Raw genomic sequence first — 2727 nt, forward strand, 5'->3', positions numbered from 1 at the left:
TCGCGGTGGGTGAGCGCCGTCAGCGCCGCCTGGCCGCGTTCGTCACCCCCGCCACCGCCGACCCCGACCAGATCCGCGCCTTCCTCGCCGACCGGCTCCCCGCCCACGCGATCCCGCCCACCATCACTCCCCTGGACGAGCTGCCCCTCACCCCCAACGGAAAGATCAACCGATCCGCCCTCGTCTCCCTCGTGGAGGAAACGTCGGTGGTCGAGGTGGGCGAGGCACCCGCGGGCGCGGCCGAGATCCTGCTCGCCGAGATCTGGGCCGACCTGCTCGACCTGCCCGGGGTGCACCGCGCGGACAACTTCTTCGCCCTCGGCGGCGACTCGCTGCTCGCCACCCGCATGATCGCGCGGCTGCGGTCGGCGGGCGTCACCGACGCCAGGCTCACCCTGCTGTTCGACTCGCCGGAGCTCGCCGGCTTCGCCGCGACCCTCACCCTGGACGAGACGCTCGTACCCACCAGGGTGCTGGGCGCCGACCTCGAACACCGCCACGACCCGTTCCCGCCGACGGAGGTGCAGCGCGCCTACTGGCTCGGACGCGCCGAGCACTTCACGCTCGGCGGCGTCGGCTGCCACTTCTACACCGAGTTCGAAGGCGACATCGACCTCGACCGGTTGCAGGCCGCGTGGAACCTGCTGATCGAACGGCACGAGATGCTGCGCGCGGTCTTCGACGAGGAAGGGTTCCAGCGCATCCTGCCCGAGGTGCCGCACTTCACGATCACCATGGTCGACAGCGCCGAGCAGCTGCGCGAGGGGATGTCGCACCAGGTGTTCGACCCGGCCGCCTGGCCGCTGTTCGACGCGCGGGCCGCGCGGCACGAGGGCCGCGTCCGGCTGGGGGTGAGCTTCGACAACATCATCATCGACGCGTTGAGCACGATGGCCTTCTTCGCCGAGCTCGACCTGCTCTACCACGACCCCGCCACCGTGCTCCCGCCGCTGGAGGTGTCGTTCCGCGACTACGTGCTCGGGATGACCCCCGATCCCGCGATCCTCGAAGCGGCCAAGGAGTACTGGGCCGGACGCCTGCCCGAGCTGCCCCCCGCGCCGCGGCTGCCGCTGCGCGTCGACCCGGCCATGATCGACCGTCCCCGGTTCGTCCGCCGCGAGGTCAGGATGGACGCCGAACGCTGGGGCCGCGTCTCCGACCTGGCCAGGAAGCACGACCTGACCGCCTCCACGGTGCTGGCGGCCGCCTTCGGCGAGATCCTCTCCGCCTGGAGCGCCCAGCCGGAGCTGACGCTCAACCTCACGCTGTTCGACCGGCGCGAGGTGCACCCCGACATCCACCGCGTCCTCGGCGACTTCACCTCGCTGATGCTCGTCGGCTACCGGTCGGGATCCGGCTGGCTGGAGGGCACGCGCCGGTTGCAGGAGGAGGTCTGGCGCGGCCTGGAGCACGGCGAGGTCTCGGCCGTGTGGGTGATGCGCGAGCTGGCCAGGCGGGCCGACTCGATCGAGATGACCATGCCCGTGGTGTTCACCAGCATGCTCGGCGTCACCGACGGCGGCACGCTCGGGCCCTCCTTCGCCGAGCAGGTCTGGGGGGTGTCGCAGACCCCGCAGGTCTGGCTGGACTACCAGGTGGCGGAGGTCGACGGCGAGCTGCTCGTCCGCTGGGACGCGGTGGAGGAGCTGTTCGCGCCGGGCGTGCTCGACGCGATGTTCGACACGCACCTGAACCTGCTGGAGTGGCTGTCCGAGGGCGACTGGTCGGCCCCGGCCCCGGTCGGCCTGCCGACGGAGCAGGAGCTCGTCCGCCGCCGGGTCAACGACACCGTGGGCCCCGTACCGGACGGCACCCTGCACGAGGCGTTCTTCGCCCGCGCCGCCGACGAGCCGCACCTGCCCGCGCTGATCTCCGACGCCGTCACGGTCACGTACGGCGAGCTGGCGGGTCGGGCGTTGGGGGTCGCGGGGTTGTTGCGGGGCTGGGGCGTGGCGCCGGGTGACGCGGTGGGGGTGGTGGTGCCCAAGGGCGTGGACCAGGTGGTCGCGGTGCTGGGCGTGCTGGCGGCCGGGGGCGTTTACGTGCCGGTGGGGGTGGATCAGCCCGCTGCTCGCCGGGAGTCGATCCTGTCCCGCGCGGATGTGGTGCGGGTGCTGACGGAAGAGACCCTGGCGGAGGCGCGGCCGAGCGAGCGATTAGTGGCTCCGGTGGAGGTGTCGCCGGATGCGACGGCGTATGTGATCTTCACCTCGGGTTCGACGGGGGTGCCGAAGGGTGTGGAGGTGTCGCATCGGGCGGCGTTGAACACGGTGGTGGATGTCAACGAGCGGCTGGGGGTGGGCTGCGGGGATCGTGTGCTGGCGGTGTCGGCGCTGGATTTCGACCTGTCGGTCTACGACGTGTTCGGCCTGTTGTCGGCAGGCGGCGCGGTGGTGCTGGTCGCCGAGGACGAGCGCCGGGACGCCCAGCGGTGGGCGCAGTTGTGCGTCACCCACGGGGTGACGATCTGGAACAGCGTCCCGACGCTGCTGGAGATGCTCCTCTCAGCCGTCGACCGGGTCCCGCCATGGTTGCGGGTGGCGCTGGTCTCGGGCGACTGGGTGGGGTTGGACCTGCAGGCCCGGTTGACGGCCGGCAGTGGTGGCCGGTGTCGGCTGGTGGCGTTGGGTGGTGCGACGGAGGCGGCGATCTGGTCGAACGTGTGGGAGGTGGCGCACGTTCCGGCGCACTGGACGTCGGTGCCCTACGGGTTCCCGTTGCGCAACC

1 protein-coding gene is annotated in these 2727 nt (G+C 71.7%); it reads left to right on the plus strand.

Annotated features, from left to right (window positions below):
* A partial coding sequence (locus ACFFRH_RS43995; RefSeq protein WP_386164122.1) for an AMP-binding protein occupies window positions 1-2727 on the plus strand: 2727 nt, incomplete at both ends.

The organism is Streptosporangium vulgare, from assembly GCF_042428775.1.
Lineage (GTDB): Bacteria > Actinomycetota > Actinomycetes > Streptosporangiales > Streptosporangiaceae > Streptosporangium > Streptosporangium vulgare.